This is a genomic window from Phocaeicola sp. GP0067 (assembly GCF_031119655.1).
Classification (GTDB): Bacteria; Bacteroidota; Bacteroidia; order Bacteroidales; family Bacteroidaceae; genus Phocaeicola; species Phocaeicola vulgatus.
Window position 1 is genome coordinate 411590 of sequence record NZ_JAVHZY010000001.1, and the last position, 21537, is coordinate 433126.

General features: G+C 40.9%; 16 protein-coding genes. 10 read left to right on the forward strand and 6 right to left on the reverse strand.

The features are described 5' to 3' along the window. Nucleotides 1–43: 43 nt before the first annotated feature. Nucleotides 44–4165, reverse strand: a complete 4122-nt coding sequence (locus RE317_RS01480; RefSeq protein ID WP_032939312.1) for a two-component regulator propeller domain-containing protein — start codon at nucleotides 4163–4165, stop codon at nucleotides 44–46. A 352-nt stretch (nucleotides 4166–4517) separates the two neighbouring features. Continuing rightward, nucleotides 4518–5123, reverse strand: a complete 606-nt coding sequence (locus RE317_RS01485; RefSeq protein WP_008666681.1) for a DUF5033 domain-containing protein — start codon at nucleotides 5121–5123, stop codon at nucleotides 4518–4520. Nucleotides 5124–5561: 438 nt separating this feature from the next. Here RE317_RS01485 and RE317_RS01490 point away from each other — a divergent pair, with 438 nt between their 5' ends. The 9 genes from RE317_RS01490 to rpsO all read left to right on the forward strand — a co-directional run bounded on the left by RE317_RS01490 (nucleotide 5562) and on the right by rpsO (nucleotide 15633). Beyond that, nucleotides 5562–6131: a DUF3575 domain-containing protein gene (locus RE317_RS01490; protein WP_005844422.1), complete on the forward strand. Its 570-nt coding sequence runs from the start codon at nucleotides 5562–5564 to the stop codon at nucleotides 6129–6131. A gap of 12 nt (nucleotides 6132–6143) precedes the next feature. Then, nucleotides 6144–7604, forward strand: coding sequence for a DUF3868 domain-containing protein (locus RE317_RS01495; RefSeq protein WP_005844424.1), 1461 nt, complete (start codon nucleotides 6144–6146; stop codon nucleotides 7602–7604). A gap of 798 nt (nucleotides 7605–8402) precedes the next feature. Beyond that, nucleotides 8403–10100, forward strand: a complete 1698-nt coding sequence (locus RE317_RS01500; protein ID WP_303266127.1) for an Mfa1 family fimbria major subunit — start codon at nucleotides 8403–8405, stop codon at nucleotides 10098–10100. A gap of 84 nt (nucleotides 10101–10184) precedes the next feature. After that, nucleotides 10185–11231 (forward strand): FimB/Mfa2 family fimbrial subunit, encoded by a 1047-nt coding sequence (locus RE317_RS01505; protein WP_005850416.1) that lies wholly within the window; start codon nucleotides 10185–10187, stop codon nucleotides 11229–11231. A 23-nt stretch (nucleotides 11232–11254) separates the two neighbouring features. Beyond that, nucleotides 11255–12358 (forward strand): FimB/Mfa2 family fimbrial subunit, encoded by a 1104-nt coding sequence (locus RE317_RS01510; RefSeq protein ID WP_005850418.1) that lies wholly within the window; start codon nucleotides 11255–11257, stop codon nucleotides 12356–12358. Between the two features lie 15 nt (nucleotides 12359–12373). Then, a complete protein-coding gene (locus RE317_RS01515) occupies nucleotides 12374–14509 on the forward strand; it encodes a DUF4906 domain-containing protein (RefSeq protein ID WP_229104418.1) in 2136 nt (711 codons plus the stop codon). Between the two features lie 17 nt (nucleotides 14510–14526). Continuing rightward, nucleotides 14527–14772, forward strand: coding sequence for a hypothetical protein (locus RE317_RS01520; RefSeq protein ID WP_005844436.1), 246 nt, complete (start codon nucleotides 14527–14529; stop codon nucleotides 14770–14772). An 11-nt stretch (nucleotides 14773–14783) separates the two neighbouring features. Then, complete coding sequence (locus RE317_RS01525; RefSeq protein WP_005850422.1) at nucleotides 14784–15083, forward strand: hypothetical protein; 300 nt, start codon at nucleotides 14784–14786, stop codon at nucleotides 15081–15083. A gap of 280 nt (nucleotides 15084–15363) precedes the next feature. Next, a complete protein-coding gene (rpsO, locus tag RE317_RS01530; protein WP_008666689.1) occupies nucleotides 15364–15633 on the forward strand; it encodes a 30S ribosomal protein S15 in 270 nt (89 codons plus the stop codon). A gap of 102 nt (nucleotides 15634–15735) precedes the next feature. On the opposite strand, the gene RE317_RS01535 is transcribed toward rpsO, so the two are convergent. After that, entirely contained in the window at nucleotides 15736–16221 is a 486-nt protein-coding gene (locus RE317_RS01535; protein ID WP_005844440.1) for an S-ribosylhomocysteine lyase, read from the reverse strand. 11 nt (nucleotides 16222–16232) lie between these two features. Further along, a complete protein-coding gene (locus RE317_RS01540; RefSeq protein WP_005844442.1) occupies nucleotides 16233–16928 on the reverse strand; it encodes a 5'-methylthioadenosine/adenosylhomocysteine nucleosidase in 696 nt (231 codons plus the stop codon). An 84-nt stretch (nucleotides 16929–17012) separates the two neighbouring features. On the opposite strand from RE317_RS01540, the gene RE317_RS01545 reads away from it, so the two are divergent. Beyond that, entirely contained in the window at nucleotides 17013–19505 is a 2493-nt protein-coding gene (locus RE317_RS01545) for a YfhO family protein (RefSeq protein WP_008666692.1), read from the forward strand. A gap of 25 nt (nucleotides 19506–19530) precedes the next feature. On the opposite strand, the gene RE317_RS01550 is transcribed toward RE317_RS01545, so the two are convergent. Both RE317_RS01550 and RE317_RS01555 read right to left on the reverse strand, forming a co-directional pair. Continuing rightward, nucleotides 19531–20277 (reverse strand): glycosyltransferase family 2 protein, encoded by a 747-nt coding sequence (locus RE317_RS01550; protein ID WP_005844447.1) that lies wholly within the window; start codon nucleotides 20275–20277, stop codon nucleotides 19531–19533. After that, nucleotides 20270–21532, reverse strand: coding sequence for a glycosyltransferase family 4 protein (locus RE317_RS01555; RefSeq protein ID WP_005844449.1), 1263 nt, complete (start codon nucleotides 21530–21532; stop codon nucleotides 20270–20272). Before RE317_RS01555 ends, RE317_RS01550 begins: the two co-directional genes overlap by 8 nt. Between the last annotated feature and the right edge of the window lie 5 nt (nucleotides 21533–21537).

Here is a 21537-nt window from a genome sequence, read left to right on the forward strand (position 1 = left end):
AAAGGTACGATTTTTAATTCAAAAAATATTTGGCTGTTAACGATTATTTTTTATCTTCCGTATCTTCTTTACTATTAAATGTAGAGGGAGTGGTGCCATAGAAATCGACAAAATGCTTTCTGAAGGTGGGGATGTCATTATAACCAACCATTTCGGCTACCTCCTGAACATTGTATTTGCGGCTTCTCAGTAATTCGGCAGAACGTTTTAACCGGACTCCTCTTACTAATTCTATGATAGTGAAATTAGTGAGTTGTTTTACTTTTCTGTAAAGGGTAGGTTGACTCATGTTCAGCATTTCGGCCAGTTTTTTCACATTGAATTCCGGGTTTTGCAGGTTCTCATTTACAATATTCAGAATTTGTGTGATGAACGGGTCTTCTATGATGATTGTTTCCGTATTCTCTTCTTGCGAGCCGTTGACGGTGATGGAAGGCATTAGTAGTTTGGTATAAATCCGTTTCAGTTCAGTCCGGCTTTTTATTAAACGTTTTACTTTAGTGCGGAGAATCTCCGGATTGAACGGCTTCAGAATATAGTCATCAGCTCCTAATTCTATTCCTTTCACTATATTTTCATCATCTGTCAAAGCTGTCAGCAGAATAATAGGGATATGGCAAGTTTTTAGATCTTCTTTCAGGATACGGCAACATTCAAAACCGTTCATGACAGGCATCATGACATCCGTTATTACAAGATCCGGTATTTCTTTACGTGCCATTCTTACTCCTTCTTCCCCATTTTCCGCCATAATAATATTATAGGTGGCAGAAAATAATACTCTCAGATAGAGGCGGATATCTGCATGGTCCTCAACAACCAGTAGTTTGTATTTGGTTTCGGGGTTGTCAATAGGTTTGGCGGTTATACTGTTTGCTATTTCCTGTTGTCTTTTATCCTCTGCAGTAATCATTGCTTTATCTGAATCTTCCATTATTGTTTCGGGTTCGATGAAACATACGTTTTCATCATTTTTCAAATGTTGTTTACCTAGAGGGATATAAAGAACAACTCGGGTTCCTTTGTTTTTTTCTTGAGTGATTTGGATATCGCCGTGGTGGGCTAGTATTGTCGTTTTCATAATTTCAATGCCTAATTCGGGATGTAGCCGGTTGCTTGGAGGATTGTAATTGTCCGATCCAAGGAAGATGACAGAGGACTCTTCTATCATTTCTTTCCCGTCATCCTCTATAGTAAAAAGGCAGAAATCTTTTCCGTTGATAGTACTGGTGTTTACAGTAAAGTGGATGGAACCGGAATACGAGATATGCCGGTAGGCATTGGATAATATATTGCTTAGAATAAAGATTATCTTTTTCCGGTCAATCCATATTTCCGTATTTATTTTGTTGTCTTTGTCATAATGCAGGTTAATGGGACTGACGTTCAGTAGTTCGTGAGATGCACGGACTACAGTGTCGGCTATCACGCTGGCAGGATAAGGGGCCACATTCAATTTAGGACTGTAACTTTCTTGCTGATGAATATTCAATAGCTGGTTACAAATGTCTTGCAGGCTGATTGAATTCCGATAGGCCATTTTTGCTTTTTGCAGGAATGATTCCGGGAAGGCCGTATTAGTAATCATTTCTTTTAACGGAGCGGTGATGAGTGATAACGGGGTGCGTAATTCCTGTGCCAGCATATATCTGATTTGGTCACGCAATTGATGGTTTTTCTCTTCTTCTTTTCTTATTTCCGTTTCTTCTTCCAGCTTTTCTTTCAGTTTCACTTCTTTGGCCTTGTAAACTTGCCGTTTCTGTAATTTCCGGTTAAAGTACATCCATGTAAGCAAAGAAATAATGATAATAGCCAGGATGTATGCGGCGATGGCCCATCCGGTTGCAGCCCAATATCTATTTACATTGATAGATAACCGGGTTATTTGTTTATTTTCTTCCAACGGATAAGACGAGCGTATTTCCAGTACATATTTCCCAGGAGGGATATTGCTGAGTTTTATATGATCGTCATAATTCGTATTCCATTTTTCTTCTGTGGGTAACAGGCGATATTTCACTGTGTTGGGCGAGGTTCCGTATTTCAGATCACTTAAATAGAGAATCAGGTTGTTGTTATTGTAGTCTAAAGATAAATGTTCTATCAGGTACGCAGGTTTGTCCAGAATGACTTGTCCGTTTATTTTTTCTCCTATTTCTACTTTATTGTAATTAATATCTATATCGGAGATATGGAATTGGCAGTTACTTGAACTTTCTTTTAAAGTGCGCGGTTCAAAATAGAGTAATCCTGTAGAGTTCGCCCATAGCAATTTCCCGTCATTCAGCCGACATACATCGTAATAACTTTCCGGTAATGCGTAGGTATATGATGCATTGTTCTTGTTATTCAATGTGATAAAACCAGCATTGCTTCCCAGCCAGGTATTTCCGTTCTTATCATCTATCATACAGCTTATGTGTCCGTTAGGCAAGTCTTTTTGTAAGATCATGATAGAGGATATGGTTTTCTCTTTTCCGTCTATTTGGATAATTTTATCAGTGTATGAGATAAGCAATTGGTTATAGTTGTTCAGATAAAGTGCCAATACTTTTCCGGGTGTCAGGTTTCTTGCCTTTTCATAACCACCGGTGAATTTTATTTGTTTTCCTTTACGGCTGGCACGGTGTATTCCTTTTTCAGTACCTAGCCACATGGTTCCATCTCCATCTTCACATATAGCGGTTATTTTTTTGAATTCTTTCGTATAAGGTTGTGCTGCTATGCATTCGTGTGTCTGATGGTTATAGACCATTATTCCTTTTTCGGTGGCAATCCATAAATGGTTTTGTGAGTTTAGATATAGTTTCAAGATAGAAGCAGTTACAGCAGAGTCTGCTGTTTCGGGGTTTAGTTGGTGAATCACCGTTTCACCGGTAGTAGGATTTACCCAAAGGATGTTTCCTTTGTCATCGCCGAACCATAATCCTCCATTGCGATCTTTGTGCAGGCAATAATGATTATTCTTGTGACTTTTCTCCCATAAGGAAAAGTGCAGATTAGGAGAGATCTTATTTTCTGTACTTTTATATATGCCATCTTTTTCGGTGACCAGCCAGATGTATCCGTCGGCATCTTGTGCTATACTATTCACATATCTTATTTCATCGTTCAACGGGATACGGTTGATATCGTTTCCTTTGAGATTCAGTTTCAGCAATCCTCTGCCGAAAGTTCCTACCCAAAGCACATTGTTGGACTTGTCAAAATGAATGTCGGTAATTCTGTTTTTGAGGATGGGGGCATAGTAAGAATCATGTTGGGTCAGATCTACAATGTGGAATGGCGACTGGAGGTAGTTGTCCGTTTCAAATCTTATGGCTGACAGTGAACTCCATGTGGCTATAATGAATGTGGTCTTATCTATTTGGATTATATCGCGTATATCTTTTTGAATGAAGGATGACTGGCTGTTATCATTCAGTGTGCGTGATGTTTTAGTGTTTGTATTATAACAGATGATTCCTTCGGTTTGGTCACAAATCCACACATTATCATTATATATATGTATTTTTTCAATGTTGTCGGCTTTCACAATACCTAGATCGGTTCCATTTATATGCTCGCTACTTTTATCGGAAACGTTATAAAGCAAGATTTGATTCTCTGCTGTCAGTGCGCATAAAATATCTTCGTTATTATAAAGTCCTAGGACTTTTGTTTTTATATCTATAAGCAGTTGGGCAGTCAGTCTTATTTCATCTGCATTTTTCTCCATATTTAACTCTACTATGGCATTGGAGGTCAAGGCATATAATTTGTCTTGCAGTACACATATATCCTGTATATCTTGCAATACCTCAGGAGTAGGTGAGATAAGTGGCATATAGATTCCACGCATCTTGTCAAAACAGGCTATTTGGTTTAAATTGGCGATATGAGACCATAGCAGATTGTTTGATGTTTCATATAAATGAGTTAAGGCACGTGGCTCTTTATCAATCAGATTGTAATTATGAAAATGTATTCCGTCATAGCGGCTTAGTCCAACATCGGTTCCTAACCATAAAAAGCCGGCTTTATCCTGATAAATTCCAGTCAATGTATTGTTGCTCAATCCGTTTTGTTTGGTAAGTAGTTGGATACCACACTGGCGGAAATAACTTTGCGCATTAGTAGTTGATAGACAAAAACTACATAATAAGGTGATTATTAAAGATTTCATCATAATAAATTGTTTCACTTTTATTCCCCTGTAATCAGATTGGTCACGTACAATCTGCTTGATATTATTCCTTAATCTATTTTAGGAATTCCTACAAATATAGCAAACTATATTTTAATAACCAACTAAAAGTCATAGGAATATATTCTGTTTTTAGTATCAACAGGTTCGGTGAAAAGAAAGGATAGTAGGTATTCCGTTCACACAGTTTTGTCTTGTCTTGATTATTAGACGATTGTATTTGAATGAAATACACCCCCTGTCTCTTGCTATTTTATTAAGGTATGTATACCAAGCTAGAAACAAGGGGGGAATGATGGTATATATTATAAAGTGATTATTGTATTATATATCATAAATTGTAGGAAAATGCAGCATCATGGTTTTGGGGATTATAGTTGCCATTTATAGTGACAGGAATCTGCATATATTTGATTCCATTATCTATTACTTTCATATAAATATAGCTTTGGGATTCGAATTTATAATTTTTTGTGGCATTATCGGTAGCCAGGCTGAAACCTTTAAGATACCATTTTATCAAAGAAGAAGAACATTCCGCCTGATATCCGCCATAGTAGAGGCTTCCGTCATTGTAACAGTTCATATTTAACTGGATAGTGAAAGCATATTTATGATCTATTGTTTGCTTCATTACAATTCTAAGCCATGTTTGTTCTCCTTTGGTGGCAGTTTGAATATCAAGTTCTTCTTGAGCATCAGTATGTTTTCGTAGGACAGATAGAATATGGTCGGCTTCAGAAAGGCTGATAGCCGGTAACTCACTTAATTTTAACTTGTCAGAATTGTTTTCCTCGTATGTAACGCTTCTGGCTCCATACGTTTTTTCCAGGAGATACGTTGAAACTGAGTTTTCAACGGGGTCATTACCATCTGCAGAGCAGGATGCCAAACTCATCATGACGAGCATGGCAATTATTAAATGCATTGCCTTCATAGAACTATAATTTTTTATTGTTTTTTTGATTATGTGAATGATTGACCCATTATCATCCGATACAAAAGTAGGTATTCTTTTCATGTATCCAAATTATTTTCAAGCTTTTTTGATGAAAACACCCTCTTTTTGATGAAAATACCTGCTATGTTGGAAAGAAGGAGTTGTTTGGCTATATAAGGGGGCGTTTTTATCATGATGAAAGGATTTTCATTTATGGATGGAGAAAACTCCGTTGGTGTTCCATTTGATAGTTGGAATGTTTCTCATTGAATGGATGTTCTGTTTTTGACGGAAATAGGAACTAAGATTGTTTTTTGTTCATTCTGTATTTTGCCGAAACCACCTCTTAATAAAGATTAATTTGCCAATATCCTGTTAAAAGAATAGCCTCTACCTTTGTGATGTAAAAAATAACTTAGCTAGAGAGAATTGAATATGGTAATACGAAGATTTTTATTTTCATGGGTGTGTCTGCTGGCTTCTTCCTTATTTATGTATGGACAGGTGGCTGTTAAGACTAATGTGGCGATAGATGCCGTCGCCATACCAAACTTAGGAGTGGAAGTAGGGTTGAGCAAGAAGCTTACAGTGGATATTCCGTTTTATTATAATCCCTGGAAATACAGCGATAATAAAATGTTGAAACTGGTGATGGTACAGCCCGAGTTGCGTTATTGGCTTTGTGATAAGTTCAATGGTCATTTTTTCGGTTTCCATTTAATGGGAGGAGCATACAATACTACCGGTATTGATTTGCCGTTTTCTCCTTTCGATGATTTGAAAGACTTCCGTTATAAGGGACATTTTTATGGCGGCGGTGTCAGTTACGGTTATCAGTTTGTGCTGGGACGCCATTGGAATCTGGGCGCCACCATCGGTTTGGGTTATGCTTATGTGCGTTATAAGAAATATGAGTGTGAAGAATGTGGAGATATGTTGGAGAAATCCAACAAGAATTATTGGGGTCCTACTAAGGCTGCTCTGAATCTTATTTATATATTCTAAAAATTACGGATTATGAAACTTATATGTTATATACTTCTTATATTATTGATACCGGCTATTCCGGTAGGTGCACAGACATTATCAGGTGGTCAGGTACAAGTCAGCAATCAGTCAATCCTGATTAGTGATAATGGACAGGTGATGATAGGAATGGATATCACGTTGCCGGCTGCAATGGAGCTTTCTTCCAACTGTGTGGCAACTCTGACTCCGGTTTTGAAGACACAGGATAACAGTTATAACAGGATTTTGCCTGCTATTTGGGTATATGGGCGTATCCGTTCCATCGTGCAACAGCGTGAACGCAGTATTCCGTCGGATGCATATACCATTCTTCGTCGTAAGAATGGAACGGAACAGACTGTAAATTATTCAGCCCGTATTCCATACGAGAAATGGATGAATGGTGCAGAACTGGAACTGCAGGCTGCTATACGTGGCTGTGCCGATTGTCAGAAAGAAGAAAACAGTGCCTTTATAACTCGTGCCAATTTGGAACGCTATGTGGTAAAACCTGTCGTGGCATTCGTTTCTCCTGCTGTCGAGGCTGTGAAGAATCGTGCCGAGGAAGGACGTGCTTATTTGGATTTTCCGGTAAATCAGATGAATATTTATCCTGATTATCGTCGTAATCCATCCGAACTGGCTGCTATCAAACATACGGTGGATGTAGTGAAAAATGATGTCAATACTACCATTACTGAAATAGCTATTGTGGGTTATGCTTCTCCTGAGGGCAGATATGCGGCCAATGCGCGTTTGGCTCAGGGGCGTGCTGAGGCATTGAAGAGTTATGTAATGAATGAGTATGGCTTTAAAGCGGATTTGTTCAAGGTGAATTCTGTACCCGAGGACTGGGCCGGACTGCGTGCGTATGTGGCTAAGAATGATTTACCGCTGAAAGAAGAGATTTTGTCCATAATAGATAAGAATGAGAGCGATTTTGACGTGAAGGAGGAACGCATTAAGGCCTTGGATGGTGGAAAGGTATATGCCGCATTACTACAGGATTGTTATCCGGCTTTGCGTCACTCTGATTACACTGTACGTTATGTAGTTCGCGGATTTGATGTGGAAGAGGCAAAACAGATTATAAAGCTCCGTCCCCAGCAGTTGAGCTTGCAGGAAATGTTTCTGGTTGCCCAAACATACGAAAAGGGGAGTGACGAGTTTAACGAAGTGTTCGATGTGGCAGTGCGCATGTTTCCTGATGACCCAACAGCGAATATAAACGCTGCCGCTATCGAACTCCAACGGGGTGACTTGCAACAGGCGGTGCGTTATTTGGACAAGGCCGATGCACAGGCGAGTGCGACGCTGAACAACAGAGGCGTACTGAAACTGTTGCAAGGAGACCTCGACTCTGCTGAGAATTATTTCAAACAGGCACAGGCCAAGGATTCCGTCGAAGCCGGAGCCAATTTGGAAGAAGTGACCAATAAACGTAAGGATGAAGCAATCTTTGTAAAATAAGACATATAGACAAACAGTACAATAAAAGATGTTAGAAGAAACTTGTTCTTTGCGAAAAGCGCAAGGTAAAATCCGGGGTAGTGGAGTCTATTCCCGGATTTTGAATTAAAGTTCAGCGCATTAGTGTCCTCACAGTGTTTTTAAGTTGAATTTTACATAATCTGTCGGAAGTCGAAGTTCCGGCAGTGGCAAAAAAGATCAAGACGTTTTTTAAAAAGCTCGCCATCTTTTTAAAAAAGCTCGCCGTCTTTTTTGAAAACGACTTGATCTTTTTAAGAAATACCCTTGTCTTTGAACATGTAGTATTTATATACGTACGCATAAGCCTATATAATTGTATAGGTCTATGGATATGTACGTATGTGAAGGAATGTGTACTTCTTGATGAGAGAAACACTTGCTCACTACATTTTTATGTTTTTACGGGTGATTCCCACTTTAGATTTGGCTTCCGCATATGTTGATGAGGGCGGCTTTTATGGAGGGATATTTTGCTGAAATGCCACACTGTCCGATCTGTTTGATGTAGTGAAAAAAAAGTACATGTTATCCTTGTTTTTTTCTCTTCTTTTTTAATGGAAAAATGTAAGAGGTGATTCTTTCAACGTGTAGGGTATTTTATTCACGTATGATGGAAATGCCCTGTAAAAGACGATATAAAGTCATTTTGTCAAAGATACCAATCTATTTTGTCGAAAATACCGATTAAGGTTTATACGATTAACCACTTACCTTTGCTGTGTTGACAAACAAGAATGGAAATTACAAAAATAGTTTATAATTTAAAAACTTAGGATTATGAAGATTAAGGGATTATTATTAGGAATGTTGGCATATGCTGCCATGGTAGCATGTACGAATGAGGACATTGTGAAAAACAATGTGAATCAACCAGAGAAAGTGAAGGGTAACCTTTCATTAGTGATAAGTTCTACATCAAACTCATCACGCGCAGCTGATAATGAAGAAAGCGGTGTAACGGATCCAGGTATCGAAGGTGAATCAACTGTAACAGATGCCGTTATAATTTTAAATAGACTAGATGAAAATGGAAATCTTACTAAAGAAGAATTCGGTGGTTATTTAACAAAGGCACAATTGAATGAAACTACGGCTAGTGGAGAGACCATTTATAATCCTTTCTTTACATTGGCAAATTCTGGATGGTATAAAGTGCTTGTTGTGTTAAATCCGACTGAGTCAATAGAAGCTATTGCCAACAGCCAACAATCGACTGATAAGTCTAAGTATGAACAAATTGCAGAAAGTTCTTATACAACAACTGGTGATATAACAATAGCTGCTGCCGGTCAATTTATGATGGTGAACAAAAAAGAGATAAAGGTAGACGTTTTATCCAACAACTATGAAGATCCAACAATAAAAGAGGTAAAGGTGGAACGTGTTGTTTCAAAGATAAATTATGTAATTGCTAAACCAAATAACTTATATCCTCTTACAGTACAAACTACTGATTATGCCATTGCGGAAACTACAAGTGGTTACTATATATATCCCGATAATAAAGCCGTTCGTTTGACAGGTTTGCATAAGGCAAAGAATTTGGATAATGATAATTCTGATGTTTGGATACATGAGGGAACAGATGGAACTGATAGAAGAGCTTTTATAAAGACAGAAAAAACTTATGGTCAGACAGGTGAACATATTTTTACTCTTCTTGAGCCGTTCCCCAAATTTGAATATTATACTACATCTACTGATGGTAAGCTTGACTGGACAGTGAAACTGGATAAATACGCGTTGGTGAATCTTTCAAATTCTGTGTATACGGCAAGACATTTGACGGATGCGAGCTGGGAAAACTTCAGGACTTTAGGCTTGTTAGGTGTAGACAATATGGCCTATATGGTTGATCCTAATTCAAAGAATAAGAATAATGTAACAGATTACGACCAAGTTTTTGGATCATATTTCTATAACGCATTGAAAAATGTAAATGCGGATAAAGTTGATGAGGCCAGCGATGATAGCCAAGTTTATTTCCAAGATCTTCCCACTGCTAATATTAACGATAATGCACAGGTAGGTCATCGTTTGGCTTATTGTTTAGAAAATATTGTGAAAAAAGAAAAGCAAGTACCAGCTTTAGTGACTGGTATTATTTTCCGTGGTCAGATTGGCGATGAAACGGGTGAGCCTGTTGGTACCATTTATAAATGCAATAATAAATTTTATACATCTATTGATGCTGTAAAAGCTGATAATGGTGCAGATGCATCTTATGATACTTATGAAAATGGACATTGCTATTATTATTCATCTGAAATTTGCCACAATAAAGGAGATCAGTATATGGATAAGGCAATCATGAGAAATAATATCTATGTACTGAAAGTTACTGGATTCGAGAATATCGGTGGTGCAACAATAACAATAGATCCTAGCGGTGAAGAGAGTGATAATAATTTCTATTTGCAATTGAATGCTAAGATTATTCCTTGGATTGTACGTTTCAATAACATTGAGTTCTAACAAACACTATGACAGACAGGGGAGGATTCATCTCCCTCCCCTTTATACCTTTCTATATTCTAACATTATAAAATGACCAAAAGCATGAAAACAGTAAAAACATTCGCCCGACAATTCTCCTTCAGCCTGATGATGGCCATGACATTGGGAAGTGCCGTTGTGTCGTGCGACAGCATACTCGGTGAAGAAGAGGTAGATTGCTCTGTAGAGTACAGAGTGAAATTCAAGTATGATTATAACATGAAGTATGCCGATGCTTTCTCGCGCGAGGTGGGGACTGTGACACTTTATGCTTTTGACGATAACGGCAAGTTGGTATATCAGAAGACAGAAGAAGGCGATGTGCTGGGAGAAGAAGGATATACCATGAAAGTGGATTTGGAACCGGGTGACTATCATCTTGTCACTTGGGCGGGACTGAATGATGAGGCTTCATTCTCAGTGCCTTTGGTTACGGCAGGGGAATCCTCGCTAGATGAACTGCAATGCAGGATGGATCGTCTGTACAGTCGTGCGGCTGATGGAACGGCTGTTGTGAACAGTAAACTTTCTGCGTTGTGGCACGGTGAAGTGACCAAGCAATCTTTCTCGCGGGCAGCAAGCTCGCAGGTAGTGACTGTACCACTGGTGAAGAACACCAACACCATACGCATCATTCTCCAGCAAATGGACGGAGTGACTGTGGAGGTAGATAAATTTGAATTTACGATTACAGACGACAACGGTTTGATGAACTATGATAATAAGCTGCTGGAGGACGAAACATTAACATATTATCCCTATTACCGTATGCAGGGTGGCACGGATATGGGAACACGTGCCGATGGAGATGCAGAGGACAGCAATATCAGCGTAGCTATTGCACAGATTACCGTAGGGCGTCTGGTGGTTGAAAATAATCCCCGCCTCACCATAACCAACAAGGAAACAGGGGAGCCTGTACTTTCCATACCATTAGTGAAATACTTGCTGCTTACTGAAGCAGAAGGACATGAGATGACCAATCAGGAGTATCTGGACCGCCAGGACGAATACAATATGACTTTCTTTTTGGACGAGAGCATGAAATGGATTAATACTAGCATCATTATCAATGATTGGGTGGTACGCTTCAACGAACTGGACATGTAATAACGAAACTAAAAAAGCAATCTATGAAAAGAGGTTTATCCTATATAGTGATGGCGGTGTTCTGCGGACTGTGCTTCTCGTCGTGTGCGAAGGACGAGTTGGCGGCGAAGGCTGGGGGGGACGGAAGAGCGCCGGTACGTCTTGCATTGTCTCTTTCGGGGAATTCTTCCAGAACGGTTGACGCGCCCACAGCAGATGGTAATTGGGATTTTACCACTCCGGAACAGGGGACTATTGTGGAAGGCGATGTGTATGTACTAGTGATTGATGCGGTTACTCAAAGACTGAAATATTTGGTAGAGGATTTGAGAGTGATTAATGATTATGCCGACCAAAAGATACTGGAAGGGACTATGCAGAGGACGATAGGTAATGAACAGGTACGGTTGGTGGTTCTCGCCAATTTGAATCAGAACCGAATTCAGGGAGTCAGTGAGGGAATGCAGGCATATCTTAATACGATGGTAGGCAATACTGCCGTTGAAATCTATAATAAATTGGTTTATAATTACACTGGTCCGACTCCGTGGAATCTGGCCGAAAGGCGTCTGCCGATGTGGGGGATCAGTCCCGCTACCGGTGTCCCTCCTGCAGGACCAAGCTTAGAGTGCAAACTGTATAGGGCAGTGGCTAAGGTGAGCCTTTGGGTGAACGGGAAACAAGGGTTTCAAGATACAAAAGGCGATTTTACTATTACCGGCATCACGGTGAATAACGCTAATGATAAAGGGTATTGTGTGTCACAAGCTACGTTGAGCCCCGATGAAACAATTCAGTACCAAAGTCCTTACGTAACAGGGTTGTCGATGAAGCCGCAGAACTTTGTTTATACGGGACTGAATGTGACAATGGCTTATGAGGATTTGATTTATTTGCCGGAACAAGAAAATAACGACAGCGGGGCAGTATCCTTGGATGTGACTTACACGTATGGAGGTGAAACCAAGACAAAAACGATCGAGTTCAGAAAAGATGGGGTTGGAGATCGGTTTGAGGTGGTGCGTAACCATGTGTATATATTTAATATAAAAGTGACCGAGACTCCTGCTGGAGGCGGTTTGAAGACGGATGTGGAAACTTATGTGGCAGATTGGGATGAAATATTGCTTAGCCCGGGCTATGAATAAACAAAAGGAGGAAAAATGAAGACAATAAGACTGATAATGATGTTTTTCATCATTTGTATGTTGGGTGCTTGTACGGCAGAGGAGTTAGCCGGTCCGGAGTCCGGAGTGGAGGACGATGCTCCTGTGGTCATAGCAATATCACCAGCCGATATTACTTCTGTGAACATGAACAGCAGGGCTGCCGGAGATAACTCCATATTCTCCGTTATTGATGATGTGAATGTAAAAGTGAATTATGGAGGAAATACGGTAACCGTCTATCTGGTTAAGAATGGGGATTCGTTCGAAGTTTCCGGTAGTGTGGAGAATGGTAGTGCAGGGGTCGTTTCTTCTAAAACAGCAGATGGAAAAGTATATATCCACATCAATGCCAAACAAGGCAACCAGGCTGTAAGAGTAGAGGTTATCGCTAATTATGGACGAAAGATTACTTTGTCATTGTGGCAGAGTGTTAAAGAGAGTTTGATTCAGTGGCCGGTGGATTTTGATGAAACATCCGCTTGTCTCCTTTACGGTGCATCCGAGCAGTTTATCTATACCGAGAATCCGCATGAGGGGGCTCAAGGTGGTAATAAAGGTTGCTATTTGGCTAAAGTTTCTTTGAAACGCCCGTATGCTATGATTAAAGTAAATATCAATACTTCCGGGCTGGACAACGAAGTGACCTTGACGCCCCGATCAGTACAATTATGTAATGTGCCTAAGACTTGTACCTTGGCCTCGGATAATAGTATAACGGATTTTACTTCTTTTGACAAGGAAGGACAGAAGTATGACTTCCCATCCGGTTCGTTGCTTACGGGACCAAGTGGAAATGGCGAAACTCAAGTGATGTCCGAGCGTCTTTATCAGTTTGAGAATAAACAGACGGTTCATGCCCAAAACTGTACGGATGCCCAAAATGGTAATGAAAAAGCCAAAACCCCGAATCGTATCAAAAATACGATGGAGGCAGGTAAAGAAGTGTATGCTGCATTTACCGACTATACAGACAATGAGAACTTGGGTCGCAGATGTTCATACATCCTTGTTACGGCGGATTATGAATATAAATCGAGCAGTGCACATGTAAAGGGAACTATTAGTTACCGACTGTTTTTAGGTAAGAACATATCGTATGATTTTGATGTGAACAGAAATACCATTTATAATGTTACGCTTCATTTGCGCGGAGCGGGAGGTGTGAAAGAATCGGGCTGCATGGATGAGAACGGTGTGATCAACATCTCGGGAAACACGAAGGATGCTCAATGGAGGGTAGACAGCGAATTGTCTGACTTGTTTATTCAGTTCAATGAAGGGCAAGATTATAATATTGACGGACATTTGGTGAAAATCAAAGTGGTGAGTACCGATAGGCAGAAATGGCAAATCAAAGTGGATGATTTTGATGGCGTTTCTGGAGACTATTGGGTGATGTTTGAGTCTGATATGAGTTGGATTACTCCTAGATATGATGAATACAATGTGATACAAAAGGAGGGAACGGCAGAGCTTAGAATGTATTTAAAGGGATACGCTGATCAAAAAACGATTTGGGAGAAAGAATGGAACTCAGAGAAGCCGTATCGTTCGTGCAATATTTATGTGCGTAAACTGGATGCGCAAAACAAGCCTGTTGCGGGCAGCGAAATGAAATATCCTATCAAACAATGGTATCCTATCCAGATTACAGAACAATTGTATGTTGACAGAATAGACCGTTTTGCTGTTGGCGGTCTGCCCTGGGGAGACAATGGGTACACAACGAACCTGACGGACGGACAGAAAATAATAAAGGAGTATTATAAGAAGATAAATAAAGAACATTATTCCAGTGACAATGATGAAAGAAGTGTAATGGATAATGCGATAGGTGTGGCGGTTAATTCCAGTGGTAGTTCTACTCCTGTCACATCGGGTAATAGCTATACGGTTTTTTATCATTTCTCTTTGCCCGCAGAAGCAGAGTGGCAGCAAATAAATGGGGTGATTACCAGTTCCGGTATTAAGTATAATAATTGGTCAGGTGTGCCTTATTGGACAGCTACGACGGAGGGAAATCAGTCAAAAGTATATATTCCGGGGCAGGGAGTGTCAGAAAACAGGTCAAGAAATGAGTCGCATCGTTTCAGGCTGGTATGGCGATATAATAGCTTAGGCTATTATTAAGTATAAAGGAGGATGTTATGAGCAACCTGTTAGAAATCATGGACAAGAAATCATGCGGTAAATCGGAAATTTATATATCTGAAGAAGACGGACGTTGGTACGCTTGCTACCGTTCTGCTCATTTGTTGAAGAAACTTAATGAGACGGTATTGAGAGGTGTTATGCTGGATAAGGTGGAAGTCGATTTGAATAAGTTACTGAACGGTCCTTGGATTGTGGTTCTGTGCTCGGACAATGAGATGATACTGATTAAAAACGAGTAATCTATAAAATTATGCGCGAGATAATAATGATGTTGGAAAGAGAATTAAGCAATGATGGCTTGATATATATCTATCGGGAAAGTGACGGTAAATGGTATGCCTATGAACAGTCTGCTTTTTATTTGAGCCGGATGATGCTTGAGCTTTCTTTAGACCGTTATGTGATGGAAAATGCTTTGTGGCTGGCAAGGGCGGAAATTGATGTAAACCGGATTCCTTGGGATAAAGTTATCAGTCATAGCCAATCCGAATATGTATTGCACTATACCCCTTATGATGGGTTCCATGAGTGGCTGGTTGAAATAAAATAGCGATAGTTTAAAAAGTGTCCAGTCCGAAATTCATGAAGAAACGGTTTCGGACTGGGCACTTTTATTCATCGGATGAAAAGAAATCGGGTTTACAATTTCATTCAATGTCAGTTGGGCAGCCTTTGCTATGATGTTCGAAGATATGCTGAAAGATGCGACAGTAAAAGAGATAGAAGATTATTTTTAAAATAAATCGCTCTAATTCATTGTGATATAAAAGATAATGTCTATCTTTGCACCCGCTAAATGAAAATTTTATATATCAAAAAATCTAAGAATTATGTATTTAGATGCAGCTAAAAAACAAGAAATCTTTGAAAAGTACGGAAAGTCTAACACTGATACTGGCTCAGCTGAAGCGCAGATAGCTTTGTTTTCATACCGTATTTCTCACCTGACTGAGCACCTGAAGCTCAACAGAAAAGATTATAGCACTGAAAGAGCTTTGACAACTTTGGTAGGTAAACGCCGTGCGTTGTTGAACTACCTGAAGAGCCGTGATATCGAAAGATATCGTGCTATTGTTAAAGCACTAGGATTACGTAAGTAATTCAATCTCTATTGAAAAGGACTTAAAGAAAAGCCGCTCTCTGAAAAGAAAGCGGCTTTTCTATTTTCTGTTATTACGTTTCTACTGTTCTGTTGTTGAGAATTACTCTTTAGTAGGATAATACAGATTATCTTTTGTCATGTGTTCCAATACTTCATGCAGATATTTGGCCGACTCCCATTTGGCCATAGGCAGGTCGTGAAGCAAGTAGTTACCGCAATCTTTAGGGGCGGCTCCCGGAACTTCGCCTTCAAAATCGGCTACAAAGCGGAACGTTTCCTGCATCAGTTCTACAATATCTTCCGATTTTAAATCGCCTTTCATTAACAGGTAGTTACCGGTGAGGCATCCCATCGGTCCCCAGTAGACAATTTTGTCAGACCATATAGGGTGGTTACGCAGGTAGGTAGCGGCTAGATGCTCTATGGTATGCAAGGCTCCTTGTCCCAAAGCAGGTTCCCGGTTGGGTTCTTTCATGCGGATGTCAAAGGTGGTGACCGTTTCACCGCCCACTTCGTCTTTTCTGGATACATAGATACCGCGAAGCAAGCGGATATGGTCAATGGTAAAACTGGGTATTGTCTTCATATTATTCGTTTTTATAAATTAGCTGGTAATGAGGAAAGGAAGGTATGAGTGACCTCGAAGGAACGGTCGGCTATAGTCTCCCAAAAATTTGTGTATTGTTCCCAATGGTTGTCGGATCCCGGCGTATCGCTGATGATACGGAAACTGATGAACGGTACCTTATATATATAACAGATTTGGGCGATGGCTCCCGATTCCATATCTACTGCCAGCCCTTCGTGGAACTTTTCTTTAATGTCGTTCAGTTCGGAACGGTCGGTGATGAATTTGTCTCCGCTGCATATCAGACCTCCATGAATGGCGGTCGGAGTATCCAGTGACATGGCGCAATCAAACAATGTGGCATTACCTTCGAATCGGGCGGGAAGTCCTTGTATCTGTCCGTACATATTGCCTTCTCCACACCATACATCATGATATACAACTTGTCGGCTCACCACAACATCCATTATTTTCAGGCAGCTGTCTATGCCTCCTGCTACACCGGTGCTGATGACACAGTCGGGTTGGAAGGTACGGATCAGTTCTACAGTACCGGCAGCAGCGTTCACTTTACCTATTCCGCATTTCATCAGGATAATGGTATTATTTCTAATGCTGCCTTCAGTATATTGGAAAGGACCTTCGGTGTATTCTTTCTTGTTTTCGAGCAGTTGCGCTACTTGTTTCTGCTCGGAACTCATGGCTGTTATAATTCCTATTTTCATAATTCAACTTTATTTATGGCTGCAAATGTACGCATTTTATCAGAGTATATCGTATCTTTGCAACGTTAATAAACAGATATACTTATGAACTTATTTAAAAGAATACTACCTGATATAGTAGTGATTATCCTTTTTGCTGTCATCTCATTCGCCTATTTTTTCCCGGCAGTGACAGAAGGGCGTATCCTTTCACAACATGACTCTGTGGCGGGCATTGGTGCCGGTGAAGAAGCGAAAGAATATCTGGAACGTACGGGAGAGCGTACGCGCTGGACTAATTCGATTTTTGGTGGTATGCCTACTTATCAGATGGCACCCAGTTATGATTCTACGGATACCCTGAAGGGAGTGGAGAAGTTATATCATTTGTATCTCCCGAATTATGTGTGGTATGTATTTGTCATGCTGTTGGGCTTTTATATATTATTGCGTGCATTCGATTTCTCGGTCTGGCTGGCTTCATTGGGGGCTGTGTTGTGGGCGTTTTCTTCTTATTTTTTCATCATTATAGCTGCCGGACACATCTGGAAATTTGTAACCTTGGCTTATATTCCACCCACTATAGCCGGTATGGTATTGGCTTATAGAGGGAAATACTTGTCAGGTGGTTTGCTGACAGCGGTTTTTGTTGCTTTGCAAATAGTGTCGAACCATGTGCAGATGAGTTATTATTTTCTTTTTGTCATGCTCTTTATGGCGGTTGCGTTCGGAGTGGATGCTTGGCAGAAGAAGGAAATGCCGCAATTTCTGAAAGCAACTGGTGTGTTGTTGATGGCCGGTATTTTGGGAGTTTGTATAAATCTATCTAACTTATATCATACGTATGAGTATAGTAAGGAAACGATGCGTGGAAAGAGTGAGCTGGTGAAACCGGATAGTCATAATCAGACAAAAAGTGGTCTGGAACGAGATTATATCACTCAGTGGAGCTACGGTATCGGTGAGACTTTCTCTTTGCTTGTCCCTAATGTGAAAGGTGGTGCTTCCGTACCTTTGGCAGCTAACGAAAAGGCGATGGAAAAGGCGAATCCTATGTATAATAGTATCTATAGCCAGATAGGTCAGTATTGGGGTGAGCAACCCGGTACATCCGGTCCTGTATACGTGGGGGCGTTTGTGATGTTTCTGTTTGTTCTTGGGCTGTTTATAGTGAAAGGTCCTATGAAATGGGCGCTTTTGAGTGCTACAGTTTTGTCTGTCCTGCTGTCGTGGGGAAAGAATTTTATGGGATTCACCGATTTCTTTTTGGATTATATCCCGATGTACGATAAATTCCGTGCGGTTTCTTCTATTTTGGTCATTGCTGAGTTTACCATACCTTTGTTGGCAGTCCTTGCTTTAAAGGAGGTAATGGCACGCCCTCAGTTGGTTAAGGAACAGGCCCGGTCGTTTTATATCAGTCTGGGATTGACAGGTGGCATCGCTTTATTGTTTGCATTAGCTCCCGGTTTCTTTTTCCCGTCGTATGTTTCAAGTATGGAAATGCAGGCATTGCAGGGTATTCCGGCAGATCAGCTGGCTCCGTTACTTGCTAATCTGGAAGAAATCCGTCAGAGTATCTTTACTTCGGATGCATGGCGCAGTTTCTTTGTTATTATGATAGGTACGGCAGTTCTTTGGTTATATGGCATGGGCAAACTAAAGGCGAAGGTGACGATTCTGGCATTGGCTGTCCTCTGTCTGGCAGATATGTGGAGTGTGAACAAACGTTATTTGTATGATGAACAATTTGTGGAGAAGGTGCAGCAGGATAATTCCTTTAAACCGACCGAAACGGATAAGGCAATATTGGCCGATAAAACGTTGGATTTCCGGGTACTGAACCTAGCCGGCAATACGTTTAATGAAAATACGACTTCTTATTGGCATAAGAGCATCGGTGGATATCATGCCGCCAAGCTGCGCCGCTATCAGGAAATGATAGAGGAGCATATCAGCACCGAGATGAATGGCGTGTTCAAGGCTGTTTCGGAGGCGGGAGGCGATATGCAGAAGGTAGCTCCGTCCGGTTTTCCTGTGTTGAATATGCTGAATACCCGTTACTTTATTTTTCCGCTGCAAGGTGGAAAGACTGTCCCGATACAGAATCCTTATACGCTGGGCAATGCTTGGTTTGTAAACGAGGTGCAGTATGTGGATAATGCCAATGAAGAGATAGATGCTTTGCATCGGATAGATCCGGCAAAAACGGCTGTCGTAGATAAAAAATTCAGTGCGGAGGTAAAATCGGCGGCTGAAACAGATACACTGGGTACAATCAAACTGACTGCGTACGAACCTAATGACTTGAAATATGAGGTTAATTCGAAGACAGGAGGAACAGTGGTTTTCTCGGAAATTTACTATCCTGGTTGGCAGGCATATATTGATGGTGTGGAAGCACCGCACGGAAGAGCGGATTATATTCTTCGGGCGATGAATGTGCCGGCCGGAAAGCATGTAGTGGAATTTAAGTTCGATCCGAAATCGCTGCATGTTACGGAAACGGTGGCTTTTGTGGCGTTGGGTGTATTGACCTGTGTGCTGGTCTTGTTCTTATTCTTGCAGGTCAGAAGAGCCCGTAGGAAAATTGATTAAGGCCCGTCGTAAGCCAGACTCCGGATTATTTGTAAAGCAGGCGCAGAACGAACCATAAGTGGTGTGTCACTGTGCTTGCCCATCCATAGTGACGGCTCATAATACGGAAGCGTTCTTTCAAGGAGGCTTTATGGTTACGGGTGGTCATTCCTTCATTCAGGTAATCAATAAGAGTAAGATGGGTGTTATGGAGTACATCCGCTTTCTTCATGATACGGATACACCAGTCAAAATCTGCCGAGAACCGATATCTCAGGTCATATGGTTCCACCAGATCACGGCGGGCGAAAAAGGCTTGATGGCAGACTAGCATTCCTTGCTTGAAGCTTTTCCAGGTAAGCGTTGCGGGTGCGGACAGGCGGCGCATATATAAAAAATGCCCTTGACTGTCCACAATTTCTGTTTCTCCATATAGCACTCCCGGCAGGGCTGTTCCATTGATGGAATGTACCATTTGCAGCAAAGTATCATCCTCGTGCAGGCCGTCACCGGCATTCAAGAAACAAAGATAATCTCCGGTTGCCAGTTTTATTCCTTTGTTCATGGCATCGTATAAACCTTGGTCGGGTTCACTGATAACAGTGGTGATATGTTCCTGGTATTTGTGAATGATATCCAGTGTTTCATCTGTTGATCCCCCATCTACAATAATATACTCTAGATTCTTATAAGTTTGTGTAACAATACTTTGTATAGTATCCTCCAATACTTTTGCGGCGTTGTAGGTGACAGTAATAATAGAAAACTTGGGATGAGGATGATGGTTATGCATGATTCCCTGTAATCTTGTTATAGATTTCAACATATTTCTTGGCGATGGTACTTTCCGAATAGCTGGATACTGCCTTACGGCAGGCTTCTTCGCTCAGACTTTCATATTCTCCTTCGGTCAATGCCCAGTGAATTCCGTTTGCCAGATCCTTGGAAGACTGATATTCGGCAACATAGCCGTTGTGCAGGTGGTCAATCATTTGTGGAATACCTCCTACATTGAACCCTATGCACGGAATACCACAGGCCATTGCCTCTACGATGGTATTGGGTAGGTTGTCTTGTAAAGAAGGTGTGACGTATAAGTCGACTGCGTTGTAAATATCTACCAGTTCCTTCTCGTTGCTGACATAATTCATCGGATAGATAGGGAAAGGAAACAGGGAAGCGTATTGTTCGGCTTGGTTGCCAAAAACCACTACACCTAACTCTTTACTAAAATCAGGATACGAGGAAGCTATTTGTTTGCAAGCTGATACCAAATAGTCTATTCCTTTTCTCTTGTCTGTAATTTTTACGGAGCCGAAAAGCAATAACTTCTTGTCTTGCGGGAGGTGGCACTTTTCTCTGGCCTGTTTTTTATCACGAGGTTTGAACAGGTTGGTGTTGATTGCATTGGGAATATTGGTAATGGTCTGACCTTTAATCAGATCACTTTTCTTAGCCAATGATTCTAACCAGCGGCTACAAGCTACAAAGGTGATTTGTGCTCCTTCAAACAGTTTTTTCTTTTTCTGGAAAGTACGGTAGGCTATGTCTTTCCTGCTTCCTTTGTAAAGTTGCGGACAGTTGTGGCATTGTGTGGCATATTTATCGCAATCTCCTGCATAGTGGCAGATACCGGTAAAAGGCCACATATCATGCATTGTCCAAACGATGGGCTTGCCGGATTGGATGATACGCCGGATATCTGTCAGTGACAACATACCTTGGTTAATCCAATGCAGATGAATGACATCGGCTTGGGTAAATTCGGGCAATGCTGTGATATTGGTGCCGGTATTCGCTATGTCAACGGCAAACAAGTTATGTTTCTTGAAGTGGTTGGCTTGCCAGATAACGACACGCTCCCAGATGAATTGCCATACTTTCCACCATGATTTCTTTAGTTCAACGACACTTATCTGGTCGGTCTGCTTGTCGCGTACAAGCATTTTTGTCTTTATTCCGTTGTTTTTTAAAGCCTCCATGAGGCGGTTGGCTGCAATGGCGGCTCCACCTATTCGCTCAGACGTATTGATGATAAGTACTCTCATGTGCA

Coding starts and splice junctions, on each gene's coding strand:
- RE317_RS01550 (WP_005844447.1), bottom strand. CDS start 20,277: ATGCATAACCATCATCCTCATCCCAAGTTTTCTATTATTACTGTCACC.
- RE317_RS01535 (WP_005844440.1), bottom strand. CDS start 16,221: ATGAAGACAATACCCAGTTTTACCATTGACCATATCCGCTTGCTTCGC.
- RE317_RS01490 (WP_005844422.1), top strand. CDS start 5,562: ATGGTAATACGAAGATTTTTATTTTCATGGGTGTGTCTGCTGGCTTCT.
- RE317_RS01525 (WP_005850422.1), top strand. CDS start 14,784: ATGCGCGAGATAATAATGATGTTGGAAAGAGAATTAAGCAATGATGGC.
- RE317_RS01495 (WP_005844424.1), top strand. CDS start 6,144: ATGAAACTTATATGTTATATACTTCTTATATTATTGATACCGGCTATT.
- RE317_RS01555 (WP_005844449.1), bottom strand. CDS start 21,532: ATGAGAGTACTTATCATCAATACGTCTGAGCGAATAGGTGGAGCCGCC.
- RE317_RS01500 (WP_303266127.1), top strand. CDS start 8,403: ATGAAGATTAAGGGATTATTATTAGGAATGTTGGCATATGCTGCCATG.
- RE317_RS01505 (WP_005850416.1), top strand. CDS start 10,185: ATGAAAACAGTAAAAACATTCGCCCGACAATTCTCCTTCAGCCTGATG.
- RE317_RS01545 (WP_008666692.1), top strand. CDS start 17,013: ATGAACTTATTTAAAAGAATACTACCTGATATAGTAGTGATTATCCTT.
- RE317_RS01520 (WP_005844436.1), top strand. CDS start 14,527: ATGAGCAACCTGTTAGAAATCATGGACAAGAAATCATGCGGTAAATCG.
- RE317_RS01510 (WP_005850418.1), top strand. CDS start 11,255: ATGAAAAGAGGTTTATCCTATATAGTGATGGCGGTGTTCTGCGGACTG.
- RE317_RS01515 (WP_229104418.1), top strand. CDS start 12,374: ATGAAGACAATAAGACTGATAATGATGTTTTTCATCATTTGTATGTTG.
- RE317_RS01540 (WP_005844442.1), bottom strand. CDS start 16,928: ATGAAAATAGGAATTATAACAGCCATGAGTTCCGAGCAGAAACAAGTA.
- RE317_RS01485 (WP_008666681.1), bottom strand. CDS start 5,123: ATGAAGGCAATGCATTTAATAATTGCCATGCTCGTCATGATGAGTTTG.
- RE317_RS01480 (WP_032939312.1), bottom strand. CDS start 4,165: ATGAAATCTTTAATAATCACCTTATTATGTAGTTTTTGTCTATCAACT.
- rpsO (WP_008666689.1), top strand. CDS start 15,364: ATGTATTTAGATGCAGCTAAAAAACAAGAAATCTTTGAAAAGTACGGA.